Origin of the sequence: Streptomyces sp. NPDC048481 (assembly GCF_043200075.1) — a bacterium.
In the GTDB taxonomy this organism is placed as follows: Bacteria; Actinomycetota; Actinomycetes; order Streptomycetales; family Streptomycetaceae; genus Streptomyces.
Genome location: NZ_JBICXC010000005.1, coordinates 133,731 through 150,973, shown reverse-complemented (window position 1 = coordinate 150,973; position 17,243 = coordinate 133,731). Strand labels below are relative to the sequence as shown.

At 72.1% G+C, this 17,243-nt stretch carries 16 protein-coding genes; 12 read left to right on the top strand and 4 right to left on the bottom strand.

What is annotated here, in order from left to right:
- Window positions 1–90: 90 nt before the first annotated feature.
- The 7 genes from ACGFSH_RS17635 (at window position 91) to ACGFSH_RS17605 (ending at window position 8,716) form a co-directional block, all read left to right on the top strand.
- Entirely contained in the window at window positions 91–480 is a 390-nt protein-coding gene (locus tag ACGFSH_RS17635; protein WP_393349403.1) for a hypothetical protein, read from the top strand.
- A 324-nt stretch (window positions 481–804) separates the two neighbouring features.
- Window positions 805–2,610, top strand: a complete 1,806-nt coding sequence (locus tag ACGFSH_RS17630; RefSeq protein WP_393349401.1) for an ABC-F family ATP-binding cassette domain-containing protein — start codon at window positions 805–807, stop codon at window positions 2,608–2,610.
- Window positions 2,611–2,799: 189 nt separating this feature from the next.
- Window positions 2,800–4,599 carry a PQQ-binding-like beta-propeller repeat protein gene (locus ACGFSH_RS17625; protein WP_393349399.1) on the top strand — a complete coding sequence of 600 codons (1,800 nt, stop codon included), beginning with the start codon at window positions 2,800–2,802 and terminating at the stop codon, window positions 4,597–4,599.
- Between the two features lie 171 nt (window positions 4,600–4,770).
- On the top strand, window positions 4,771–6,849 hold the full coding sequence (locus tag ACGFSH_RS17620) for a hypothetical protein (RefSeq protein WP_393349397.1): 2,079 nt from the start codon (window positions 4,771–4,773) through the stop codon (window positions 6,847–6,849).
- A 257-nt stretch (window positions 6,850–7,106) separates the two neighbouring features.
- Complete coding sequence (locus ACGFSH_RS17615; protein WP_393349396.1) at window positions 7,107–7,811, top strand: LuxR C-terminal-related transcriptional regulator; 705 nt, start codon at window positions 7,107–7,109, stop codon at window positions 7,809–7,811.
- Window positions 7,808–8,263: a hypothetical protein gene (locus tag ACGFSH_RS17610; RefSeq protein WP_393349394.1), complete on the top strand. Its 456-nt coding sequence runs from the start codon at window positions 7,808–7,810 to the stop codon at window positions 8,261–8,263. The genes ACGFSH_RS17615 and ACGFSH_RS17610 overlap by 4 nt, the downstream gene beginning before the upstream one ends.
- A 180-nt stretch (window positions 8,264–8,443) precedes the next feature.
- Window positions 8,444–8,716 carry a hypothetical protein gene (locus ACGFSH_RS17605; protein WP_393349392.1) on the top strand — a complete coding sequence of 91 codons (273 nt, stop codon included), beginning with the start codon at window positions 8,444–8,446 and terminating at the stop codon, window positions 8,714–8,716.
- A gap of 94 nt (window positions 8,717–8,810) precedes the next feature.
- Here the strand turns inward: ACGFSH_RS17605 and ACGFSH_RS17600 are convergent, their stop codons facing one another.
- Together ACGFSH_RS17600 and ACGFSH_RS17595 are read right to left on the bottom strand one after the other, a co-directional pair.
- The gene (locus tag ACGFSH_RS17600) at window positions 8,811–9,194 is read right to left on the bottom strand and encodes a hypothetical protein (protein ID WP_393349390.1); all 384 of its coding nucleotides are present in this window, start codon (window positions 9,192–9,194) and stop codon (window positions 8,811–8,813) included.
- Between the two features lie 34 nt (window positions 9,195–9,228).
- Window positions 9,229–10,920, bottom strand: coding sequence for a sodium:solute symporter family protein (locus tag ACGFSH_RS17595; RefSeq protein WP_393349389.1), 1,692 nt, complete (start codon window positions 10,918–10,920; stop codon window positions 9,229–9,231).
- 148 nt (window positions 10,921–11,068) lie between these two features.
- Between ACGFSH_RS17595 and galT the strand changes: the two genes are divergently transcribed.
- From galT to galK, 3 genes are read left to right on the top strand one after another with little or no spacing between them, the layout of a single operon-like run.
- Window positions 11,069–12,130 (top strand): galactose-1-phosphate uridylyltransferase, encoded by a 1,062-nt coding sequence (gene galT / locus ACGFSH_RS17590; RefSeq protein ID WP_393349387.1) that lies wholly within the window; start codon window positions 11,069–11,071, stop codon window positions 12,128–12,130.
- Window positions 12,127–13,137 carry a UDP-glucose 4-epimerase GalE gene (galE, locus tag ACGFSH_RS17585; RefSeq protein ID WP_393349385.1) on the top strand — a complete coding sequence of 337 codons (1,011 nt, stop codon included), beginning with the start codon at window positions 12,127–12,129 and terminating at the stop codon, window positions 13,135–13,137. The genes galT and galE overlap by 4 nt, the downstream gene beginning before the upstream one ends.
- Window positions 13,137–14,291 carry a galactokinase gene (gene galK, locus ACGFSH_RS17580; RefSeq protein WP_393349383.1) on the top strand — a complete coding sequence of 385 codons (1,155 nt, stop codon included), beginning with the start codon at window positions 13,137–13,139 and terminating at the stop codon, window positions 14,289–14,291. The genes galE and galK overlap by 1 nt, the downstream gene beginning before the upstream one ends.
- Window positions 14,292–14,337: 46 nt before the next feature.
- Here the strand turns inward: galK and ACGFSH_RS17575 are convergent, their stop codons facing one another.
- Window positions 14,338–14,805, bottom strand: coding sequence for a GNAT family N-acetyltransferase (locus tag ACGFSH_RS17575; protein WP_393349381.1), 468 nt, complete (start codon window positions 14,803–14,805; stop codon window positions 14,338–14,340).
- 320 nt (window positions 14,806–15,125) lie between these two features.
- On the opposite strand from ACGFSH_RS17575, the gene ACGFSH_RS17570 reads away from it, so the two are divergent.
- Window positions 15,126–15,893, top strand: coding sequence for a LuxR C-terminal-related transcriptional regulator (locus ACGFSH_RS17570; RefSeq protein ID WP_393349379.1), 768 nt, complete (start codon window positions 15,126–15,128; stop codon window positions 15,891–15,893).
- Here the strand turns inward: ACGFSH_RS17570 and tamR are convergent.
- The gene (tamR, locus tag ACGFSH_RS17565; RefSeq protein WP_329417062.1) at window positions 15,852–16,349 is read right to left on the bottom strand and encodes a MarR family transcriptional regulator TamR; all 498 of its coding nucleotides are present in this window, start codon (window positions 16,347–16,349) and stop codon (window positions 15,852–15,854) included. The two genes, ACGFSH_RS17570 and tamR, sit on opposite strands and share 42 nt — an antisense overlap.
- An 88-nt stretch (window positions 16,350–16,437) precedes the next feature.
- Between tamR and ACGFSH_RS17560 the strand changes: the two genes are divergently transcribed.
- Entirely contained in the window at window positions 16,438–17,232 is a 795-nt protein-coding gene (locus tag ACGFSH_RS17560; protein ID WP_393349377.1) for a trans-aconitate 2-methyltransferase, read from the top strand.
- Window positions 17,233–17,243 lie beyond the last annotated feature (11 nt).

The following is a 17,243-nucleotide window of genomic DNA, read 5'->3' as shown; positions in this document are numbered from 1 at the left end:
CGACGCCCGGGTGCCGGGAGCGGCCAGAGGCCCCGCGCGCCGGCCCGGCCGGCCTCCGAAGGACTTCGACGGACTCCAGGGAGGATCTCGATGGGTGAGACGGCGCCGCGGTCCGCCGGTCCCGAGCTGTTCCGGTCGGACCGGTACTTCAAGGTCTGGCAGTACACCGTCGGTCATCGCCGGCTGCTTCTGCGCAGCAGCCGGGACAGGCCGCCGGAGACCCGGATCGACGTCCACTTCGGCAACGTCGACCTCATGCTCGTGCGCCCCGGCTACGAGGGCCTGGTCATCCGCCGGGCCGACGACGGGGAGTGCGAGAGGGTGGCACTCGACCACGGGCTGGAAGTGAGGCCCGGGCGCCTGTTCCTGCTGGGGCGGGACCTGAGGAGCTTCGTCGTGTCCGCGCCTCCGCAGTGGCACGAGGACGACGGCGCCATGGACGACCCCTCATGGTTCGGCCCCCTGCGCGGAACGGCCTGAGAGCCGGACGCCGGTCCCTCTCCCAAGGGCTCGCCCGAGGATGTGCGCCCCCGGCTCGCACCGGGCGCTGTCGCGTCGGCGCGCACCACCGGACGCCGTCCGCCGGGGGCGACCGCACCCCCGTCACGCCCCGAGGGGCGCGAGCCGGCCGCGCACGCGCCGCCGACGGACAGCGCACACTCTGGCCACCCCGCGCCCGGCGGACGGCGCACGCCCCGGGAGCCGCCGAACGCGCCCCTCGGCCCCCCGCCGGACGGGTGGGCCGGCGGCACGGCCCGCCCGACTACCCTGGAGGGTCGATCGATCCCCCCGGGCAGGAGAGAAATGGCCGTCAATCTGGTCAATGTCGAGAACGTCAGCAAGGTGTACGGGACCCGTACCCTCCTCGACGGCATCTCGCTCGGCGTGTCCGAAGGGGACCGGATCGGCGTCGTCGGCCGCAACGGCGACGGCAAGACCACGCTGATCCGCATGCTGGCCAAGCTGGAGGACGCCGACACCGGCCGGGTCACGCACTCCGGCGGGCTGCGCATGGGCGTGCTCACCCAGCACGACTCCCTGGACCCGGCGGCGACCGTCCGGCACGAGGTCATCCGTGACCTGGCCGACCACGAGTGGGCCGGCAACGCCAAGATCCGGGACGTGCTGACCGGACTGTTCGGCGGGCTCGACCTGCCCGGCTTCCCGCAGGGCCTGGACACCGTCATCGGCCCCCTCTCCGGCGGTGAGCGCCGCCGCATCGCGCTGGCCAAGCTGCTGATCGACGAACAGGACCTGATCGTCCTGGACGAGCCGACCAACCACCTCGACGTCGAAGGCATCTCCTGGCTCGCCCGGCACCTGCGCGAGCGCCGCTCCGCGCTCGTCTGCGTCACCCACGACCGCTGGTTCCTGGACCAGGTCTGCACCCGCATGTGGGACGTGCAGCGCGGCGACGTCCACGAGTACGAGGGCGGCTACTCCGACTACGTCTTCGCCCGCGCCGAGCGCGAGCGCATCGCCGCCACCGAGGAGACCAAGCGGCAGAACCTGGTCCGCAAGGAGCTGGCCTGGCTGCGGCGCGGCGCCCCCGCCCGCACGTCCAAGCCGCGCTTTCGCGTCGAGGCCGCCAACGAGCTGATCGCGGACGTGCCGCCGCCCCGCGACAGCAGCGAGCTGATGAAGTTCGCCTCCTCCCGCCTGGGAAAGACGGTGTTCGACCTGGAGGACGTCACCGTCCAGGCCGGACCGAAGGTGCTGCTCCGGCACATCACCTGGCACCTCGGCCCCGGCGACCGCATCGGCCTGGTCGGCGTCAACGGCGCCGGCAAGACGTCCCTGCTGCGCGCCCTGGCCGACGCCGCCCGCAGCGAGGGCGAGACGCAGCCGGCCGCCGGACGGATCGCCGTCGGCAAGACCGTCAAGCTGGCCTACCTCTCCCAGGAGGTCGGCGAGCTGGACCCCGGCCTGCGGGTCCTGGAGGCCGTGCAGCAGGTGCGCGAGCGCGTCGACCTCGGCAAGGGGCGCGAGATGACCGCCGGGCAGCTGTGCGAGACGTTCGGCTTCAACAAGGACAAGCAGTGGACGCCCGTCGGGGACCTCTCCGGCGGTGAGCGCCGCCGCCTTCAGATCCTGCGCCTGCTCATGGACGAGCCCAACGTCCTCTTCCTCGACGAGCCCACCAACGACCTGGACATCGAGACCCTCACCCAGCTCGAGGACCTCCTCGACGGCTGGCCCGGCTCGATGATCGTCATCTCCCACGACCGGTTCTTCGTCGAGCGCACCACGGACCGCGTCTTCGCCCTCCTCGGCGACGCCGCCCTGCGCATGCTCCCGCGCGGCATCGACGAGTACATCGAGCGCCGGCAGCGCATGGAGGAGGCGGCCGCCGCCTCCGCCCCGGCGGCCGCGCAGAAGGCCGCGCCGGAGAAGAGCGCCGCCGACCAGCGCGCCGCCAAGAAGGAACTGCAGAAGATCGAGCGGCAGTTGGACAAGGCCTCCGAGAAGGAGGCCAAGCTGCACGCCCAGATCGCCGACCACGCCACCGACTTCGAGAAGGTCGCCGGACTGGACGCACAGCTGCGGGAGTTGGCCGCCGAGCGCGAGGAGCTGGAGATGCGCTGGCTGGAACTCGCCGAGGACGCGTGAAGGGTGCGTGAAGGCGCATAACGACGGCATCACGGGCCGGTCCTCCCTTGGAAACAGGGGCGGATCCGGCCCGTTGGCCTGTCGGCGCCGGGTGATAGAAAGAGCCGTCTGTGTACTTCTGAAAACCGCTCCGGGTGGTCACTGACCTGGACGCGTGGCTAAAAAGCAGTGACGAGGGGGAACACGCTGATGGCTCAGCCGCCCGATCAGCCGCCGCAGCAGGGTGGTTCCGGAGCACCGCAGGACCGCCCGCAGGCGCCGGCCGGCCCGCCGCCGCAGGGCGGTTTCGGCGCGCCGCCGCCGCAGCCGCCCCAGGGGCCGCCCGCACCGGCCGCGCCGCAGCCCGGTTACGGCTACCCGCAGCAGCCCGGCCCGTACGGGCCGCCCCAGCAGCCGGGCCCCTACGGCCAGCCCGGACCCTACGGCGGGCAGCAGCCCGGCCCGTACGGTCAGCCGAGCGGCCCCTACGGCCCGCAGCCCGGGTACGGCTACCCGCAGCAGCAGCCCCAGTTCCCCGGCGCGCCCGGCGCCGCGGGCACCCCGCCGGGCGGCGGCCGCAACCCCTTCCGGGGCCGGCCCGCGCTGGTGGTCGGGGCCGCGGTGACGGCGCTCCTGGTCATCGGCGGGGCGGTGTTCGCGGTCACCCGCGACGACGACGGGGGCGGCAAGAAGCCGGTCGCCGGACCGAGCGACGACGGCAAGGCCACGAAGAGCGCCGCCCCGGTCAACCCCGGCGACGGAAGCGGCGACGGCGGCGACGACGAGGACCAGGACTTCAACGCCGGCCGCAAGGCGGGCGAAGCGAAGGTGCTCTGGTACAAGGAGGCGCCCGACGCCCCCGGCTCCGGCGCCGACGCCCCCGGCATGTGGATCACCGACACGACGGCCGTGAAGGCGGCCTACAAGGAAGTCGTCGCGTACGGCGTCGCCGACGGCAGGCCCAGCTGGGCCGCCCTCACGCTGCCGCAGAAGATCTGCGCCGTCACCCCGCAGAAGACGGCGGACGACAAGATCGTCGTCGCCTACATGAGCGGCACCAGCGACCGCGCCAAGTGCAACCAGCTCCAGCAGATCGACCTGAACACCGGCGCCAAGGGCTGGACCGCCGTCGTCGCGGACGGCGCGCTGTTCGACAGCGCGATCAGCATCGAGCTGTCGCTGGCCGGCAACACCCTGATGGTGGGCCGCTCCCAGTCCGGGACGGCGTACGACGTCCGCACCGGGAAGAAGCTGTACGACAAGCAGAAGTACGGCGACGCGTGCTTCCCGGCCGGGTTCGCCGGCGGGCCGCGGCTGATCTCGGTGGCGTCCTGCGACGCGGGCGACCCGACCGAGCACGACGAGCTCCAGGAACTGGACCCGGCGACCGGCAAGGTCAAGTGGACGCAGAAGTTCGCCAAGGGCTGGACGGTCGGCAAGACGTTCTCCGTCGACCCGCTGGTCGCCTACAGCACCAACGAGGACAAGAAGAACTGGAACGTCACGACGTTCAGGCCGAACGGCTCGGTGCGTTCGCAGGTCCACGTCGACGAGCACTTCGCCCCCAAGTGCGGGGGCGGCTTCCTCCAGCGCAACCTCACGGGCTGCGCGGGCGTGGCCTCCGACGCCGGCACGCTCTACCTCCCCACCGAGGCGAAGAGCGGTCCCAACGAGATCGTGGCGGTCGACCTGGCCACCGGCAAGGAGAAGTGGCGCGTCAAGTCCCCCACGGACGAGGCGATGCTGCCGATGAAGACCGAGGGCGGCCAGCTGGTCGCCTACGTGGAGCCCTCGTACGAGGGGCCGGGCCGTGTGGTGGGCATCCCGACCGCCGGTTCCGCGCACACGCCGAAGACACTGCTGCAACTGCCCAAGAGCACGGCCGACATCGAGGACAGCTTCTTCTCCCGGGACATCGACTGGGTCGACGGCCGCTTCTACATCTCCACCACCAGGCTGACGGGCAACGACGAGACGAAGGAGAAGCTGATGCTCGCCTACGGCAAGTAGGGCGACCCGCCGTCCCCCGGCCCCGTCACCGTCGTCCGGGCCCGTCCTGTCGGCCCGTCACCGTCGTCCAGGCCCGTCCTCCCCGGCTTCCCGAGCCGGCCGGGCTTTCCCGGTCTCCCGGTCCGTCCCGGCTCGCGCAGCCACCGAGCGTTGTTCCGAGGTACCCACACCATGACCCAGCCGCCGCCCCCGCCGCCGAACGAGCCCCCGCAGCAGCCCTCGCAGCCGCCGCAGGGCGGATTCGGCCCGCCCCCGCCCGCGCAGGACGCCACGCCCGAGGACGTCACGCCGAAGGACGCCGTCCCGCAGGACGCGGCCCCTCAGGACGCCCCGCCGCAGCCCGCCGCACCCGACCTGACCAAGGCCCCTCAGCCGGGCCATGGCCAGTCACCGGCCCAGGCGCAGGCCCAGCCTCCGGCGCCGGAGCAGCCCCAGCCGCCGCAGCAGCCCCAGCAGGCCCCGGCGTCCCAGCCGCCGCAGCCGCCCGCGCCCGTGACGCCGTCCGGCCCCCCGCAGCCCCCGCAGCCCCAGCCGGGCTACGGCTATCCGCAGGCGCCGCCCGCGGCCGCCCCCGGCTACGGCTACCCGGCGCAGCCGGCCGCCCCCGCGCCGGGCCCGTCCGCGTACGGGCACCCCCAGCCGAACCCCTACGGCCAGCCCGCCACGGCCTACGGCCAGCAGCCGGGCTACGGCTACCCGGGCCAGCCGGGTTATCCGGCCCAGCCCGGTTACGGGTATCCGGGCCAGCCGACCGTGCCCATGCAGCCGCAGGTCGGCGCGGGGGCCACGGGATCGGGCCGGAAGATCAACGCGCAGGTGGCGATCATCGTCTCCGCCGTCGTCGCGATCGCGCTCATCGTGGGCGGCGGCGTCTGGTACGCGAACTCCCACGACGGAGGCAAGAAGGAGGAGGCCAGCTCCGGCGGCGCGAACGGCGGCGGCGACAAGGGCACCGGCGGCGCCGCGGGCGGCGACACGGCGCCGGGCGGCAGCGAGAAGGCGCCGGCCGACCCCGCGGCCAGCGTCCTGTTCAAGCTGGCGATGCCCTCCGTCAAGAAGGACGACACCGTCGGCGTCAAGGGCTCCTGGCTGACCGACAAGGCGTACGTGAAGACGGGCGTCAACGAGGTCTCCGGCTACGACGTGGCCAACGGCACCAAGCTGTGGACGGTGCCGCTGCCCGGCCCGGTCTGCGAGGCCAGCAGGTTCACCACCGCCGACTTCCGCACGGCGGTCACCTTCCAGGCGAGCACCGCGAAGACGGCGGGCTGCGACCAGGTCGCGGCTATCGACCTCGTCGCGGGCAAGCAGCTGTGGCGCAAGACCGTCGCGACCGGGGACCGCACCGTCACCTTCGACAACGTGACGGTCAGCGCGAAGACGGTGGCCCTGGGCGCCACCGAGGGCGGCGCGGCCTTCGACATCGACACCGGCAAGGCGCTGTGGGCCCCGAAGCCCGCCGACACCTGCTACGACGACGGCTACGGCGGCGGCCCCAAGCTGGTGGCCGTGCGCAAGTGCGGCCCCTACGACAACCCCGAGCTGCACATCCAGACCATCGACCCGGTCTCCGGGAAGGTGATCTCCGAGTACCAGCTCGCCTCGGGCATCGAGTACGCGTCCATCGTGTCCACCGACCCGCTGGTGGTGGCCGCCGACGTCGGCGACAGCGCCGGCGACGGCAGCGGCATCTCGGACTTCTTCTCCATCGACAACAAGACCGGCAAGCTGCGCACGCGCATCTCGGTGCCGGGCGACGAGTACGCCGCCGACTGCGAGGGCATCACCCGCGTCGAGGCCTGCAAGGGCCTCGCGGTCGGCAACGACCGGATCTACGTCCCGACCGAGGAGCACGACAGCGGCGGCGACGGCGGCCGCTCGAACGAGATCGTCGCCTTCGACCTGGCCACCGGCAAGCCCACCGGCCAGCGCGCGGACGCCGGCGACGGCTACACGATCTACCCGCTGCGCATGGACGGCGCGAACCTGATCGCCTACAAGCGCCCGCCCTACGACAAGGGCGGACAGGTCGTCAGCCTCGGCGGAAAGGCGTTCAAGGAGACCAAGCTCCTGGAGAACCCGGCCACGGACGAGGTGCACGACCTGGAGATCGCCATGTCCCCGGAGTACTCCGAGGTCCTCTTCTCCAAGGGCCGCCTGTACATGTCGGAGGTGTTCGCCGACGACGGCTCGCTGTCGAGCGGTGATCCGCAGTACCTGGCCGTCGGCTTCGGCACCGCGGGCAGCTGATCATCTTAATTGCGGCGCACGGCCCCGTCCCTGTTCAGGGGCGGGGCCGTGCGCTTATCGCGCGGGACCTTCTCCTGCGAGGACTTTCAGCGATCCGGGGCACTTCTCGCCGGTAGGGGGAGCGCGACGTCGAACAAGCGTGTAGCTTCCTCGGGCATGAAGAGCGGGGGCGCCGGGGGGCGGGCCCCCCGTCGGCGCGCGTGGATCCGTATGGGCATCCATGGGGGGACTGGGGGTTGCTCGTGGGAGTGCGGCTGATGGTGGTCGACGACCACCGACTGCTCGCCGAGGCGCTGGCCTCGGCGCTGAAGCTGCGGGGGCACCGGGTGCTCGCCGCGGCGGCCCCGGCCGCGGGGGCGGCGGAACTGGTGATCACCCGTGCTCCGGAGGTGTGTCTGCTGGGCACGGCGCTCCCGGCCGAGCCGGGCATCTTCGACCCGGTGGTCCGCATCAAGCGGGAGCGTCCGCAGGTGGCCGTGCTGGTCCTCGGACCGGTCCCGAGCCCGCGAGGCATCGCGGCCGCCTTCGCGGCCGGCGCCTCCGGCTACGTACGCCACGACGAGCGCATAGAGGGTGTCGAGCGGGCCATCATGAAGGCGAGGGCGGGCGAGGCGGCGGTGGCTCCGCAGCTGCTCCAGGGCGCGTTCGGCGAGCTGCTCAACCCGGCGGCCCAGCCGGACGACGAGGGCCGGCGGCTGCTGCGACTGCTCACCCCGCGCGAGGTCGAGGTCCTGGTGCGGGTCGCGGAAGGCGAGGACACCCGCCTGATCGCCGCCGGCATGAACATCGCCCCGTCGACGGCCCGCACCCACGTCCAGCGCGTCCTGATGAAACTCGGCGTGGGCTCCCGTCTGGAGGCCGCGGCCCTCGCTGCCCGCACCGGCCTGCTGGACCGCGCGGGCCCGCTGCCGCACCGTTCCGGGCCCGAGGCCGCGGAACCGGGATCCGGACAGCCCGCGTGAGAACAGGCGCGACCGTCCGGCGCGGCGCGCGCCTCGGCGCGCTGATCGGGGCCTGGCCGGCCGGCATCGGCGGCGTCCTGTGCCTGGTGGCGGCGTTCGTCTTCCTGACCGGCGGCCTGTACGGCACCGCCCGGGCGCTCACGGCCGCCGCCGGGCTCGCCGTCCTCGGCAGCCTCACGGCCGGCCTCGCCGTGGGCACGGCCACCGGCCTCGCCCTGGCGCTCGCCCCGCGTTGGCTCCTCGCCCGGCCCGCGCTCAGGGGCCTGCTGGCCGCCCTCACCGCGGGCCTGCCGCTCGCCGTGCTCTCCGTCGCCCTGCTCACCGCGGGCGGCGGCACCCTGGCGAGCTACCCGCCGTCGACGCACGTCGTCGACGGGGCGGTGATCCTCACGGTCGCCCTGGTCGCGGCGGCCCACAGCGGCGAGATCGCGGGCCAGGACGCCGAGGACTGACCGCCGGCCCGAACCGGCGGGTCCCTGCCGGGAGGCGGGCGGGAGCCGGCGGTGGCGGCGGGGCGCCGATCGGGAGGGGTGCAGCCGGAAGTGCGGATCGGATGATCGCGGCATACGGTCGGTAATCGTACCGCTCCATTCAGTGACGACGTCTGTCACTCAGCCGGAAAAGGGAATGTAATGCGCAAGCTTCACAAGACCGTGTTCGTGGCTGTCATGATCGGGAGCCTCGGTCTCGCCGGGGCCGGAACCGCCTCCGCCCACGGCTCGGGCTCGGACGGCGACTCCAGGCAGTGCGCCAACCACGTGGAGAACATCTCGTTCGGTCTGATCAACCTGCCGAACCTGAACCTCCCGCTGCTCGGATCCTCGTCGAACCAGACCGCGACCCAGCAGATCTGCAACAACGGTGACGACGCGGTCAACGCCAACGTCGCGAGCCACGAGGACTAGAACGCAGGCGGTAGAACGCAGGCGGCAGAACGCAGGCGGCTCCGGGCCCGGACGGCGAAGGTCCGGGCCCGGAGCCGCCTCGTTCCACCGGTCGCTATTCGCCGCGCGGGCGGTCCTCCTCCTGGGCCTCCGGCGGCAGGGCGGGCGTCACCGGCGCGACCGGGCGCAGCTTCAGCCAGACCAGGAAGAAGACGCCCAGGGCCAGCATGCCCAGGCCGGTCCACAGGTTGATGTTGATCCCCTGGGCCTTGTCGATCTCCGCGTCGCCGTCCGTGATGCCGGCGATGGTGACGATCACGCCGTAGAGGACGAACAGGCCCCCGATGATGCGGCGCAGGTCGAAGATGCGGGCCGCGGTCGCCGACTTCTGCTCCAGTTCGGTGACCTCGCGCTGGACGTCGGCCTCGGAGTAGCCCGCCCGCCGCAGCCGCTCGGCGGCGGCCTCGGCGTTCTCGGACGGTTCGAATTGCTCGGACATGGCGTTTCCATCCTCCCGCGGGTGTCGCGAGGGCTCAGAACGAGAACGGGATGTAGCAGAGGGCGGCCAGGATCACCGCGCCCCAGCCCAGCAGGGCCGGACGGCGGTACCAGGCGTCGTCGCCCGCGGCCGGCGGCTCGGCCATGCCGGGGGAGACGGTGCCGTAGACCAGGCCCTGGAGCTCCTCGGCCGGCTTGGGGGCCGTGAACAGCGACACGATCACCATGACGACCGCGCCCGCGACGAAGCCCGCGATCGCGGAGACGAAGTTGGCGCCCTGGTCGGTCGGGATGCCGATGACGTCCTGCTTGTAGAGGACGAAGTAGTTCACCATCGCGGCCGTGGTGCCCGCGAGCAGGCCCCAGAAGCCCGACTTCTTCGACGCCCGCTTCCAGAACATGCCGACGATGAAGACGACGAACATCGGCACGTTGAAGAAGGAGAACAGCGTCTGGAGGTAGCTCATGATGTTGGAGAAGGACGACGCCAGGAACGCGGTGCCCACCGACGCGGCGACGCCGATCGCCGTGATCAGACGGCCGAACCGGACGTAGTAGGCGTCCTCGCGGCCCAGCACCACGTACTTGGCCCAGATGTCGGTCGTGAAGACCGTGTTGAACGACGAGACGTTCGCCGCCATACCCGCCATGAACGCGGCCAGCAGACCGGTCACCGCGATGCCCAGCACGCCGTTGGGCAGCAGTTCCTGCATGAGGTAGGGGATCGCGTCGTTGTACTGGAGGTCCGAGCCGCCGGTGCCGATCTTCGGGACCAGGACCGCGGCCACCAGGCCCGGGATCATCACCAGGAAGACGATGAAGATCTTCGGGAAGGCCGCGATGAGCGGGGTGCGCTGGGCCGCGGAGAGGTTCTTCGCCGACAGGGCGCGCTGCACCTCGGCGAAGTTCGTCGTCCAGTAGCCGAACGACAGGACGAAGCCGAGGCCCAGCACGATCGTCAGCCAGTTCGCGCCCAGCGGGTTGGCGCTGCCGATGCCGGTGCCGCCCCACGCGGTCACGAAGTCGTCCCCGTGGGTGGCGGTCAGCTTGTCGGTCAGGCCGTCCCAGCCGCCCACCTTCTTCAGGCCCAGCACCGACAGCGGGATCAGGGCCGCCAGGATCACGAAGAACTGGAGGACCTCGTTGTAGATCGCCGAGGACAGGCCGCCGAGCGTGATGTACGCCAGCACGAAGAAACCCGCGACCACGATGGCCACCCACTGCGGCCAGCCCAGCAGCGCCTCGACGACGATCGCCAGCGCGTAGAGGTTCACCCCGGCGATGAGGATCGCGGCGAACGCGAACAGGGCCGAGCTGAGCAGGTGGGCGGCCTTGTCGAAGCGCAGCAGCAGCATCTCCGGGACCGAGCGGACCTTGCTGCCGTAGTAGAACGGCATCATCACCAGGCCGAGGAACACCATCGCCGGGATGGCGCCGATCCAGTACCAGTGGACGGTGTACGCGCCGTACTGCGCGCTGTTCGCGGCCATGCCCAGGATCTCGGTGGCGGCCAGGTTGGCGGAGATGAACGCCAGGCCGGTGATCCAGGCGGGCAGGGAGCGGCCGGAGAGGAAGAAGTCGAGGCTGGTCTTCACCGATCTGCGGGCGGCGAAGCCGATGCCCAGGACCACGACGAAGTAGATGCCGAGGATCGTGTAGTCGAGCCAGTTCGTCGGGAGGCGCAGCTCCGCGGCCAACTGTGGGGCCGGGTGTGTGGGGGTTCGCATGCCCTGCTCACTTCTTTTGGTGTTCTTTGTTTGGTTGTGGTGGTGACTCGGCTGGGAGTTTGTGGTTTTATGTGTTTGGTTCTGTTGGAAGCTTCGCTAGGTGTACGGGTCTAGGTCCGCGGATCTAGAGGTATGGAGGACAGTCGCGGTGAAGAAGACCTCGACCCGCTTGGCCGACGGTCGTGAGCTGATCTACTACGACCAGCGGGACGACGCGGTGCGCGACGCGGTGGACAGGCGTCCGCTGGACCCGACGGTCACCACTTCGGAGGTACGGCGCGACCCGCTGCTCGGAGACTCGGTCGCCGTCGCCTCGCACCGGCAGGGCCGCACCTACCACCCGCCCGCCGACGAATGCCCGCTCTGCCCCTCGCAGGGCGACCGGCTCAGCGAGATCCCGGACTCCTCGTACGACGTGGTCGTCTTCGAGAACCGCTTCCCCTCGCTGGCCGGCGACTCCGGCCGCTGTGAGGTGGTCTGCTTCACCTCCGACCACGACGCGTCCTTCGCCGACCTCACCGAGGAGCAGGCGCGACTCGTCCTGGACGCGTGGACGGACCGGACGTCCGAACTGTCGCATCTGCCCTCCGTGGAACAGGTGTTCTGCTTCGAGAACCGCGGCGCCGAGATCGGCGTGACACTGGGTCACCCGCACGGGCAGATCTACGCCTACCCGTTCACCACCCCCCGCACCGCCCTGATGCTGCGTTCGGTCGGCGCGCACAAGGAGGCGACCGGCGGGGAGAACCTCTTCGACGCCGTCCTGGAGCGGGAACTCGCGGGCGAGCGGGTCGTCCTGGAGAGTGAACACTGGGTCGCGTTCGTGCCGTTCGCCGCGCACTGGCCCTACGAGGTGCACCTGTACCCCCGGCGCCGGGTCCCGGACCTGCTGGCCCTCGACGAGGACGCGCGCACAGAGTTCCCCCAGGTCTACCTGGAACTCTTGAGGCGCTTCGACCGGATCTTCGGCGAAGGTGAGCCGCGCACGCCCTACATCTCCGCCTGGCACCAGGCGCCGTTCGGCACGCTGGAGGAGTTCGAGGGCGTCAACCGCGACGACTTCGGTCTGCACCTGGAGCTTTTCACCATCCGCCGCACGTCCGGCAAGCTGAAGTTCCTCGCGGGCTCCGAGTCCGGCATGAACGTGTTCATCAACGACGTGCCGCCGGAGTCCGCGGCCCGGCGACTGCGAGAGGCAGCGAGTTCATGAGCGGCACCACCGGCAGCGGCACCACCGGCACGAGCGGCAAGTACCTGGTCACGGGCGGCGCCGGCTACGTGGGCGGCGTCGTCGCGCAGCACCTGCTGGAGGCGGGCCACGAGGTCGTCGTCCTCGACAACCTCTCCACCGGCTTCCGCGAAGGCGTCCCCGCGGGCGCCACGTTCATCGAGGGAGACATCCGCGACGCGGGCAAGCACCTCGACGACTCCTTCGACGCGGTCCTCCACTTCGCCGCCTTCTCCCAGGTCGGCGAATCCGTCGTCAAGCCGGAGAAGTACTGGGAGAACAACGTCGGCGGCACCATGGCCCTGCTCGGCGCGATGCGCGACGCGGGCGTGCGCAAACTGGTCTTCTCCTCCACCGCCGCCACCTACGGCGAACCGGAGCAGGTCCCGATCGTCGAGACCGCGCCCACCAGGCCGACCAACCCCTACGGCGCCTCCAAGCTCGCCGTCGACCACATGATCAGCGGCGAGGCCGCGGCCCACGGCCTCGGCGCCGTCTCCCTGCGCTACTTCAACGTGGCCGGCGCGTACGGCGCGCAGGGTGAGCGCCACGAACCCGAGTCGCACCTCATCCCGCTCGTCCTCCAGGTCGCCCAGGGCCGCCGCGACGCCATCTCCGTCTACGGCGACGACTACCCGACCCCCGACGGCACCTGCGTGCGCGACTACATCCACGTCGCCGACCTCGCCGAGGCCCACCTGCTCGCCGTCGCGGCCGCGAAGCCCGGCGAGCACCTGATCTGCAACCTCGGCAACGGCAACGGCTTCTCCGTCCGCGAGGTCGTCGAGACCGTCCGCAAGGTCACCGGACATCCGATCCCCGAGGTCGCCGCCCCGCGCCGCGCCGGGGACCCGGCCGTCCTCGTCGCCTCCGCGGCCACCGCCCACGAGCGGCTGGGCTGGAACCCGTCCCGCGCGGACCTCGCGGGTATCGTCGCGGACGCGTGGACGTTCGCACAGCACATCGCCGACAGCGCAGGGGAGCGGTAATGGGGGCGCAGCAGGTCCGGGACGGCTTCACCGAGCTGTACGGCACACGGCCCGACGGGGTGTGGGCGGCGCCCGGCCGCGTCAACCTCATCGGCGAGCACACCGACTACAACGACGGCTTCGTGATGCCCTTCGCGCTGCCGCACACCGCCGTCGCCGCCGTCTCCCGCCGCACGGACGGCGTGCTGCGGCTGCACTCGGCCGACCTCGACGCGGGCGTCGCCGAACTGAGCCTGGACGAGCTGACACCCGAGTCCGACAAGGCCTGGACGGCCTACCCGGCCGGCGTGGTGTGGGCGCTGCGCGAGGCCGGCCACCCGGTCACCGGCGCCGACGTCCACCTGGCGTCGACCGTGGCGTCGGGCGCGGGCCTGTCGTCGTCGGCGGCCATCGAGGTCGTCGTCGCGCTGGCCCTGAACGACCTGTTCGACCTCGGCCTCCAGGGCTGGCAGCTCGCCCGGCTGTGCCAGCGCGCCGAGAACGTCTACGTCGGCGCCCCCACCGGCATCATGGACCAGACGGCGTCCGCGTGCTGCGAGGCCGGCCACGCGCTGTTCCTCGACACCCGCGACCTCTCCCAGAAGCAGATCCCCCTCGACCTCGCCGCCGAGGGACTGCGCCTGCTGGTGGTCGACACCCAGGTCACGCACGCCCACAGCGGCGGCGAGTACGGCAAGCGCCGGGCCGGCTGCGAGAAGGGCGCCGCCCTCCTCGGCGTCGACGCGCTGCGCGACATCGCCTACGCCGACCTGGACGCGGCCCTCGACCGCCTCGACGACGAGGAGATCCGCCGGCTCGTCCGCCACGTCGTGACCGAGGACCAGCGCGTCGAACAGGTCGTCGCCCTCCTGGAGTCCGGCGGCGACACCCGCGCCGTCGGACCGGTCCTGACGGCCGGTCACGCCTCGCTGCGCGACGACTTCAAGGTCTCCTGCCCCGAGCTGGACCTCGTCGTCGACACCGCCCTCGCGCACGGCGCGCTCGGGGCGCGGATGACCGGCGGCGGGTTCGGCGGCTCGGCGATCGTCCTGGCCGAGGCCACCGACGTCGAGGCGCTCACCAAGGCCGTCGTCGAGGCGTTCACGGCAGCGGGGCTCAAGGCTCCGCGCGTCTTCGAGGCGGTGCCCTCGGCAGGAGCGCGGCGCCTGGGCTGAGCCCGGGCCGGTCCGACGTCACCACCGGGGTGAGGCGCGGGGCGCCTCACCCCGGTCCGTGCGTGAGGCGCTTGGTCAGCGTGTACTCCGTGACGCCCGGCGGATAGTCCTCGATCACGCACACCACGTCGTAGCCGTGCCGCCGGTAGAACTCCGGCGCCTGGAAGTCCCAGGTCTCCAGCCGGACCCGGGTGCAGCCCCGTTCCTCGCGGGCCACGCGCTCCGCCTCGGCGAGCAGCCGCGAGCCCAGGCCCGCCCCGCGATGGCGGGCGTCCACCCACAGATGCGCCACGTGCAGCCAGGCCGTCCAGGTGTGCCCCACCAGACCGCCGGCCAGCTCGCCCCCGGGACCGCACGCCCACACGTGCAGCGGCGACTCGCGTTCCGCCGGGGTGCCCCGCAGGGCGCGCAGCACCGGTGAGGCCTCCGTGTTCGCGGCCAGGAGCCGGGAACGGAGAAGATCGCGCCGAGTCCTGTCGACTTCTGTCTCAAGACGGAACATGCGGCACACCATAAACGCGTCCGCGAATTAGTTCTGCACATTGCCTTCCGCTGTCGGCCCACAGCTCTACGCTGAACACAGCACCGGTGGGGGCCGGTGCCGATCAGGGGGCGAGACAGCCGGGTACGACGCCCGGGGTGGGGGTAGCAGTGTCCGCGCGGCGGCGGCCGTGCGGCCGGGGCGCTCCCCGCGAGCGTCGTGCCCGCGCAGGTCGTCCCTCTCCGTGCCAGCCGTGCTCTGCGTGTTCTCGTTGTCGGTGTTCCTGGTGTTCTCCGTCTCCGGACCTTTGGGGTATCCCCCGCTCCGCGAAGGAGCTCGGGGAAGGGGGTTTCGTGGTTCGCATCCGTGTACTGGTCGTCGACGACCACCGCATCTTCGCCGAGTCGCTCGCCGCGGCACTGGCCGCCGAGCCGGACGTCGACGTCTCCGCGGCCGGCAGCGGCCCGGCGGCGCTGCGCAGCCTGGAGCGCGCGGCCGCCGAAGGGCGCCGCTACGACGTGCTGCTCGTCGACGCGGACCTGGGCTGCGCACAGCCCGGCCTACGCGCGACCGCGCCCGTGCAGGAGGTGGGCGACGACGGTCTCGTCGACGGACTGTCGCTGGTCGCGGGAGTGCGCGTCGCGCAGCCCCACGTCCGGATCGTGGTGCTCGCCGAGAAGGACGACCCGCACCGCGCGGCGCTCGCGCTCCAGGCGGGTGCGTCCGGCTGGGTGGCGAAGGACTGCTCGCTGTCGCGCCTGCTCACCGTCATCCGGGGCGTGCTGCGCGACGAGACGCATCTGCCGCCCGCCCTGCTCACCGGGGTCCTGCGCGAGATGACGGCCGCCCGCAGGCACCGCACCGAGAGCGAACGCCTGGTGGAGTCCCTCACGCCGAGGGAGCGCGAGGTACTGCGGTGCATGGTGGCGGGACTGGGGCGCAAGGCCGTCGCCGAGCGCCTCTTCCTGTCCCCGCACACCGTCCGCACCCATATGCAGAACGTCCTCGGCAAACTGGGCGTGCACTCCACGCTCGCCGCGGTCGCCCTCGCCCGACGGGCCGGGGTCGGACCCGTCGACCTAGCCGGGGATGTTGTCGAACGGGGCGGTCAACTGGCGTAGCAGGCCCGCCAGTTCGGTGCGCTGGGCCTGCGACAGCTCGGCCAGGATCGCCCGCTCCTGGTCGAGCAGCCCGGCGAGCGCCTGGTCGGCGCGGTCCTTGCCGTCGTCCGTGAGGCGCACGAGCACGCCCCGCCGGTCGCTCGGATCCGGCAGCCGCTCCACCAGGCCCTTCTTCGCGAGGCGGTCGATGCGGTTGGTCATCGTGCCCGAGGTCACCAGCGTCTGCGTCAGCAGCTGACCGGGCGAGAGCTGGTACGGCGCTCCCGCGCGGCGCAGCGCCGTCAGGACGTCGAACTCCCACGGCTCCAGCTGGTGCTCGGAGAACGCCAGCCGGCGCGCCCGGTCCAGGTGCCGGGCCAGCCTGCTCACCCGGCTGAGCACTTCCAGCGGCTCCACGTCGAGGTCCGGGCGCTCCCGGCGCCACGCTGCGACCAGCCGATCGACCTCGTCCTCCATGACGATCAGTGTAGTGGTTGTGTCGACATGAAGTCTCTTGATGTCGAGTGTCTTGACGTCGAGATAAATCGTGGGGAAGAGTCGGGGCATGACGACGAACCCCTCCTGGGACCCGGCCCAGTACCTGCGCCACGCCGGCCACCGCGCCCGCCCCTTCACCGACCTCCTCGCCCGCGTCCCCGCCCTGCCCCGCGAACCGCCCCGCATCGCCGACCTCGGCTGCGGACCCGGCAACGTCACCGCCGTCCTCGCCGACCGCTGGCCCACCGCCCGGATCACCGGCTACGACAACTCGCCGCAGATGCTCGCCGACGCCGCCGCCCACGCCGGCCCGCACCTCGACTTCGCCCACGCCGACCTCACCGACTGGACACCCGCGCAGACCTACGACCTCCTCGTGTCCAACGCCGCCCTCCAGTGGGTCCCCGGCCACCTCGACGCCCTCGCCGGCTGGCTCGACGGCCTCGCCCCGGGCGGCACCCTCGCCTTCCAGATCCCGCACAACGCCGACGCCCCCCTCCACGCCCTGATGCGCGAGCTGGCCGGCGGCGCCCGCTGGAAGAGCCGCCTCGGCCACGTCCTGCGCCGCGAGGACTCCGTCCACGCACCCGGCGTCTACCTCGACCGGCTCGCCCGCCTCGGCTGCGCCACCGACGTGTGGACCACGACCTACCTGCACGTCCTGCCCGGCGAGGACCCCGTCCTCGACTGGGTCAAGGGCACCGGACTGCGCCCCGCCCTCGACGCCCTCGCCGACGACCCCGAGGCCCGCGACGCCTTCGTCGCCGAATACCGCGACCTGCTCCGCGAGGCCTACCCGAGCCACGCCTACGGCACCGTCCTGCCCTTCCGCCGCCTGTTCGCCGTCGCCGTGAAGGAGTGACGCCAGGTTTG